This is a genomic window from Acidobacteriota bacterium (assembly GCA_034211275.1).
GTDB lineage: Bacteria > Acidobacteriota > Thermoanaerobaculia > Multivoradales > JAHZIX01 > JAGQSE01.
On sequence record JAXHTF010000277.1, the window covers coordinates 1 to 6,676 of the forward strand.

Annotated in this window: 4 protein-coding genes; 1 reads left to right on the forward strand and 3 read right to left on the reverse strand. The window is 66.7% G+C overall.

Annotated elements, in window-relative coordinates; all coding sequences use genetic code 11:
• A partial coding sequence (locus tag SX243_24615; GenBank protein ID MDY7096171.1) for a hypothetical protein occupies positions 1–252 on the reverse strand: 252 nt, incomplete at its 3' end.
• A 251-nt stretch (positions 253–503) separates the two neighbouring features.
• On the opposite strand from SX243_24615, the gene fusA reads away from it, so the two are divergent.
• Positions 504–2,594 carry an elongation factor G gene (gene fusA / locus SX243_24620; protein MDY7096172.1) on the forward strand — a complete coding sequence of 697 codons (2,091 nt, stop codon included), beginning with the start codon at positions 504–506 and terminating at the stop codon, positions 2,592–2,594.
• Between the two features lie 233 nt (positions 2,595–2,827).
• On the opposite strand, the gene SX243_24625 is transcribed toward fusA, so the two are convergent.
• Together SX243_24625 and hisS are read right to left on the reverse strand one after the other, a co-directional pair.
• A complete protein-coding gene (locus SX243_24625) occupies positions 2,828–4,771 on the reverse strand; it encodes an aromatic amino acid lyase (GenBank protein MDY7096173.1) in 1,944 nt (647 codons plus the stop codon).
• On the reverse strand, positions 4,768–6,231 hold the full coding sequence (hisS, locus tag SX243_24630; protein ID MDY7096174.1) for a histidine--tRNA ligase: 1,464 nt from the start codon (positions 6,229–6,231) through the stop codon (positions 4,768–4,770). Before hisS ends, SX243_24625 begins: the two co-directional genes overlap by 4 nt.
• Between the last annotated feature and the right edge of the window lie 445 nt (positions 6,232–6,676).

Here is a 6,676-nt window from a genome sequence, read left to right on the forward strand (position 1 = left end):
TGCAAAGCCAATGGGCGCATCAGCCCCACTGGGTGATTCACCGCCTGGGAGGCGAACAATGGCGTGGTTTCGCCAGCGTACAGGCGTTGAGCGCGCAGGAAACGGAGATATTGCTGGTGCCAGGAAGGTCTTGAGCGCCACGAGCCGGCCAATGAGCGGATCCCGGGCGAGGTACACCACGCCCATGGAGCCCTTGCCCAGCTCCTCCATCACTTCGTAACGCCCCAATTTGCTGGGGATGCGATGTGCCATCAGCCGAGCCCCTCAAGGAGCCGGAGCGAAAGCCGCTGGGGGCAGTGTCGGCACGCAGGGGGCTTCATCATCCTTCTTTCTTCGAGTCTCTAAGAGCCTCTCATTCTAGGTCTCGGTCCCAACCCAGGTCAAACGTGGAATGGGTTCTAGGCGCTCTCACCGCGAACACCCTGGCCAGCGGGTCTCCAGGCTCCGCCGCTATGCTATATTTCAGGCCCCACAAAAACCGGCACGCAAGGAGGCACGCATCTATGCAGGTCGATCGCCCCGCGGAAATACGCAACCTGGCTGTCGCTGGACACAACGATACGGGCAAGACCACCTTGGTCAGCGCTCTGTTGTACACCGGCGGGGTCAGCAACCGACTGAACAAGGTCGAGGACGGCAACACCATCACCGACTTCGATCCGGAAGAGGTCAACCGCGGCATCTCCATCGGCCTCGCCCCGTGCTTCGTTCCCTGGCGCAAACACAAAGTCAACCTCATCGACTGCCCCGGCTACGGCATCTTCTTCTCCGAAGCCCGCGCCGCCATCCGCGCCACCGACGCCACTCTGCTCTGCGTCAGCGCCGTCTCCGGCGTCGAGGTGACCACCGAGCGGTCGTGGAAGTACGCCTCGGACCTCGACTCCCCGGTGATCTTTCACCTCACCAAGCTCGACCGCGAAAACACCGACCTGGCGCGGGTGCTCCACGACCTGGAGAAGCTCTGCGGCCGCGGCGTGCTGCCGATTCAGCTGCCCATCGGCGAGGATCACGAATTCCACGGCATCGTCGACCTGGTGCATCTCAAGGCCTACGAATTCGCCAAGGACGGTGACGGCAAGGGCAAGGAGATCCCCATTCCGGAGGACCTCCAGCCGCGGGTGGACAAATGGCGCAATGAGCTCATCGAGGCGGTGGCGGAAACCGACGAGGAGCTGCTGGAGCATTTCTTCGAGAACGACACCCTGAGCCAGGAAGACCTGGAGGCGGGGCTGCCCAAGGCCATCCTCGATCGCAAGATCTTCCCCATGACCATGAGCTGCGGCCTCCACGGCATCGGCATCTCCTCGTTGCTGGACGTGCTGGTGGACCTGGCGCCGTCGCCGGACCAGCGGCAGAGCTTCCCCGCCACCAACGTCGGCGGCGACGACGTGGAGGTCAGCACCTCTCCCGACGAGCCCCTCGCGGCGCTGGTGTTCAAGACCCTCAGCGACCCCTTCACCGGCAAGGTGAGCATCCTACGGGTGGTCAGCGGCACGCTGGAGGCGGACTCCTCCGTGTGGAGCGTCCAACACGAGGCATCGGAGAAGATCGCCGGTTTGTTCACCCTCCAGGGCAAGCAGGGAACGGCGACCAAGAAGCTGGTAGCCGGTGACATCGGCGGCGTCGCCAAGCTCAAGCACACCCATACCGGCGACACCTTGGGATCGAAGGACCGGCCGGTGAAGCTGGCCTGGATTCCGGTGCGCGAGCCCGCCATCTCCTACGCCGTGGAGCCCAAGTCCAAGGGCGACGAGGAGAAGATCGGCGAGGCCCTGCAGCGGCTGATGGAAGAGGATGTGCGACTGCAGAGCGGCCGCGATCCGGAGACCGCCGAGTACCTCCTCTCCGGTACCGGTCAGCTGCACGTGGAGATCGCCGTCGCCAAGCTCAAGAGCCGGTTCAACGTCGACGTGGTGCTGCACCCGCCCAAGGTCCCGTACCGCGAGACCATCCGCCGCGGCGCCGACGGCCACGGACGGCACAAGAAGCAGAGCGGCGGCCGGGGCCAGTTCGCCGACTGCAAGATCCGTCTCGAGCCCCTACCCCGGGGCGAGGAATTCGAATTCAAGGACGAGATCTTCGGTGGCTCCATTCCTCAGGGCTACCGCCCGGCGGTGGAGAAAGGCATCCAGGAGAGCCGCCACCGCGGCTACCTGGCGGGCTATCCCGTGGTGGACTTCCGGGTGCGCCTGCTGGACGGCCAGTACCACGACGTGGATTCGTCGGAAATGGCCTTCAAAGTCGCCGGCTCGCTGGCCTTCAAGGACGCCATGGCCAAGGCCGGCGCCACCCTCATCGAGCCCATGATGCAGGTGGAGATCACCACCTCAGAGGAGTTCATGGGCGACATCATGGGCGACCTCTCCCAACGCCGCGGCCGGCCCCAGGGCATGGAGGTCCAGGGGGACAAGCAGCTGATCAAGGCAGTGGTGCCCATGGCCGAGATGCTCGACTACGCCCAGGCCCTGCGCTCCATGACTCAAGGCCGCTCCCGCTTCCACATGGAGCTGAGCCACTACGAGGAAATGCCGCGGCTGGTGCAGGAGAAGATCATCGCCGAGTCGAAGCGAGAGGACGCCGAAGCGAGCGCTTGAGCCCCGCGCGGGGATCGAGAACGCGAGGGGTTGAAACCCCTCGTGGGCAACCGTCGCAAGTCGCAAATCTCCACCCCGCGAGGGGTTCAAACCCCTCGCTACTCTATAGCGGCCTCCCTCCGGGAGGACGCCTCCCCCACCCGCCCCGGAGCCGGCAAGGATGCCGGCACTCCCAGGGGAAGACCTGTCTTCTGAGGGGAAAGGGTGTGTCGCCCCACCAGGGGCGACATGAACTAGCGGGGGGTTGGCGCCCCCGCCGGCACCGCCAGCGCTTCCGCCGTGCGCAACGGCTCCCCCAAAGCCTCCGTCACCGCCGCCAGCAGCTCGCCGCTGCCGATGAGCTGGCGCAGGCGGCGGACGTCGCCGTCCAGGGGGCGGTCTTCCGTCACCGGATGCACCCAGCGGCGGATTTCGAGGTAGGCCGCCGCCGTGCCCTGGCCTAGATCTTCCGCGGTGCGGGGATGGTGCTCGGCACCGGTGCACTGGCGGAAACGCTCCGCCTCGTCCTCCGCCGCCGCCCAATCTCCGGGGCGCGCCGACGAATGGCCGGCGGTGCCGTCGGGAACCGGCAGATAGCCCATGGCCACCCGCCACTCCAGCGCCTGAGTGGCGATGAGCAACTCGATGGCCAGGGTCGCCTCGACATTGCCCAGCACCGTGCGCAGCTTGCGCGCCGCAATGGACGACATGGAGACGTGATCCTCGGTACCGGAGGAGGTGGGGATGGAGTCCACCGACGCCGGGTGGGCCAGCACCTTATTCTCCGACACCAGGCTGGCGGCGCAATATTGGGCGATCATCAGCCCGGAATTGACGCCCCGCCGGGGGATCAAATTGGCCGGCAGATTGCGGTTGTGGTGGGCGTCCAGCAGCACCTGGCCGCGACGCTCGGAGATATTCGCCAGCTCCGCCAAACCCACCGCCAGATAATCCGCCGCCAAGGCGATGGGCTGGCCGTGGAAGTTGCCCGCCGAATACGAGGCGCGGCGGGAGCCATCGTAGTGGTCCGGCCAATTGTCCCGGAAATGGAAGTCCCAAGGCTCCTCGGCGTGGCCGCTACCCTCCTCGTCAGGAAAGAAAAGGGGGTTGTCGGTGACCGCGTTGAGCTCCTGCTCGACGATCATGCGGGAAAAGGCCAGGGTGTCTCGGCTGGCTCCGTGGACCTGCGGCGCACAGCGCAGGGAGTAGGTGTCCTGCACCGCCCCGGCCTTGTCCAGCAAGCGGCTGCCGGTGAGCAGATCGCGCAGATTGGCGGCGCTGTCCAGCTGCCCCCGGTGGCCGCGGATGGCATGCACCTGGGGATCCAAGGCGCGGGCACAGCCACACACCGCCTCCAGGCTGAGGGCGCAGGCGAGATCCGCCGCCGCCGCCAGCTGCAGACCGTCGTGAACCGCCAGGGCCAGACCGGTGGTGGAAAAATTCGTACCGTTGGTCAGCGCCAGACCTTCCTTGAAGCTGGGAGCCGGCGGCTCCATGCCCAGATCCGCCTCCAAATTCTCGGCGGCGGAACGGGGCTCCCGAGGCCATCCGTGGAGGTCGCCGGGGGCCTCGACCCGGTAGTAGCGTCCCTCCCCCAGGAGCACGGCGAAGAGGTGGGCCAGAGGGCAGAGATCGCCGCTGGCGCCCACCGAGCCGCGCACCGGCACCAGCGGCACGATGCCCCGGTTGATCATCCGCGCCACCGCCTCCACCAGCGCCGGCCGCACCCCGGAATGGCCCTGGAGGAAGGAGTTGAGGCGGGTGATGAGCACGCCCCGGACCACCTCCGCCGGAAAGTAATTGGCCGGATCGTCGGCGTGGGCCGTATCCCCCACTCCCACCGAGTGGCTGAGGAGAATGTTGCGCTGCAGCTCCTGGAGCCTCGAAGGACTCACCGGTACCGACTTGAACTCCCCGAAGCCGGTGGTGATGCCGTAGTCCTGCACCGGTCGGCTGGAGGGCCCTCCGGATCCCTCGGCAGAGCCTTCGTCCAGGGTCTTCAACGCCTCGCAGTAGCCATGGGCGATGGATTCGATCTGCCGCCAGCCCAGCTCCGCCCGGGCCAGGGCCTCGGGGGCACATTGCACCTGGATGGACGGATCCCGCGCCGCCTGCACCAGCGCCTCCAGGGTCAACGAGCAGCCGTCGAGCACCAGCTCCCGGGGGCCCGGTCCCTGCAGATCACCGCCGGGGCTCATAGCATTCCCTCCGGCAGGTCCGTAGCGCTGCCGCCGCTGCGGATGCGGGCCAGCAGGGCACGCAACCGGGGCACCAGCTCAGAGCGCGGAATCTCCTGCTGCCCTGGCCGCTCCTCGATCCACTCTTCCCGCTTCTCCACCGTCTCCGAGGCCTGGCGACCGGCTTCCATATCTTTCACCGTCACCATCCCCCGGGCCTTCTCGTCCTCACCGTAGAGCAGCACCAGGGGCACGCCGCAACGATCGGCGTACTTCATCTGCTTGCCGATATTGCGCGCCTTGCCGAGATAGATCTCCGCGGGGATGCCGGCCCGCCGCAGCTCGTAGGCCATGGCCAGGTACTCCTCCGTCAGCGACGAGTCCATGGTGCAGACCAGCACGTCGGCGGTGGTGCGCCGGCCGCCGGCCTTGCCCAAATGCACCAGCGCCGCCAGCAACCGGTCGACGCCCATGGAGGCGCCGGTGGCTGGAACCTTCTGCCCCAGGAAGCGGGTCACCAGATCGTCATAACGGCCGCCGCCGAAGACCGAGCCGAACTGCGGCGCGTCGGTGAGGTGAGCTTCGAAGACCGGCCCGGTGTAATACGCCAAGCCGCGGGCGATGGAGAGGTCCAAGGAGACCCGATCATCGCCGTAGCCCAGAGCCGCCAGATGGCTTGAGATGCGCTCGACGAGGCCGATCTGCTCCTCCGCCCCTTCGACCCCGGCGAACAGCTCCCGCAGCTGCGCCACCACCTCGGAACGCTGGGGCGAGCGCACCTCGAGGAAGCGGGCGATGCGATCCACCTGGTCCTCGGCCAGACCGAGGCCTCGAATCTCGTCGCCGGAGCTGTCGGTATAGCCGGTGGTGAGCTCCTTGCGCACCTTGTCGAAGCCGATCTTCTCCAGCTTGTCGAGGACCCGGAAGACGTCCTCGGCGCGCCCCTGCTCGATGTCCGCAAAGGTCAGCAGGCAGTTGAGGATGCCGCGGCTCGAGTAGCGCACCAGGTAGCCTCCCACCCGCAGCGCCGAGAGGGAGTCGCACATGCCGGCGATGATCTCCGTGTCGGCGATCTCCGACACCGCCCCCACCGAGTCCAGGTCGAATTGGGTGAACTCCCGGAAGCGACCCTTGTCCGGCTTGTCGGCGCGCCACACCGACGCCACCTGGTAGCGGCGGAAGGGCCGCGGCAGATCCCGATGCTGGGCCATCAGCCGAGCCAGGGGAACGGTGAGGTCGAAGCGCAGGCCGAGCTCCTCCTCCTCCGGATTGCTGACCCGGAAGATGCTCTGCCCCGCCTCCTCGCCGGCGCTGCCGGTGAGCACGTCGAGGTACTCGATGGCGGGGGTGCTGATGGGGGAGAAGCCGTAGCTCTCGTAAACCCGGCGAACGGTGTCGATCATGCGCTGGCGGGGGATCATCTCCTCCGGCAGCAGGTCCCGCAGGCCGCGGGACAAACGGGGTTTTACCCTATTGCTCATGGGTCTGGCTCCAATCGAAGGCTCGCCCGTTGGAGAGCGGCCTATCGAAAAATCACCGATCGAAGAAGCGGCAAGTCGGATGCTGTCGGTTGCGGCCGCGGGGGGCCGGGGCCGGGCGCGGGCCGGCAGGCTTCGAGGCCTCGCCAGCGGATTTCGGTGGCCCGAGTCGCTGAATATACCGTCCGTTGGCGATTCTGACTACCGCCGGAGGCCGACGAGGGCGGCAATTCTCGCTTTCGGATCGGAATCCGGTATCCTCACAATTGCGGGAGCTCAATAGCGGACCACCGTCCTAGCAGCCCGTGGTGAAAGTCAGACGCCAGCGAGAGCGAGAGATTTTTCGCCGAATCAAGGCCGGAAAACCGCAGGCGATGCGAGTATCGGCGAGGTTTTCGAACGAAGATTCGGCGGAAAAGGGCCGCTCGCAGCGCGGCTCGACTTTCAC

Bases quoted from the DNA above. Each gene is read 5' to 3' on its own strand.
- fusA (MDY7096172.1), top strand. From the start codon at position 504: ATGCAGGTCGATCGCCCCGCGGAAATACGCAACCTGGCTGTCGCTGGA.
- SX243_24625 (MDY7096173.1), bottom strand. From the start codon at position 4,771: ATGAGCCCCGGCGGTGATCTGCAGGGACCGGGCCCCCGGGAGCTGGTG.
- hisS (MDY7096174.1), bottom strand. From the start codon at position 6,231: ATGAGCAATAGGGTAAAACCCCGTTTGTCCCGCGGCCTGCGGGACCTG.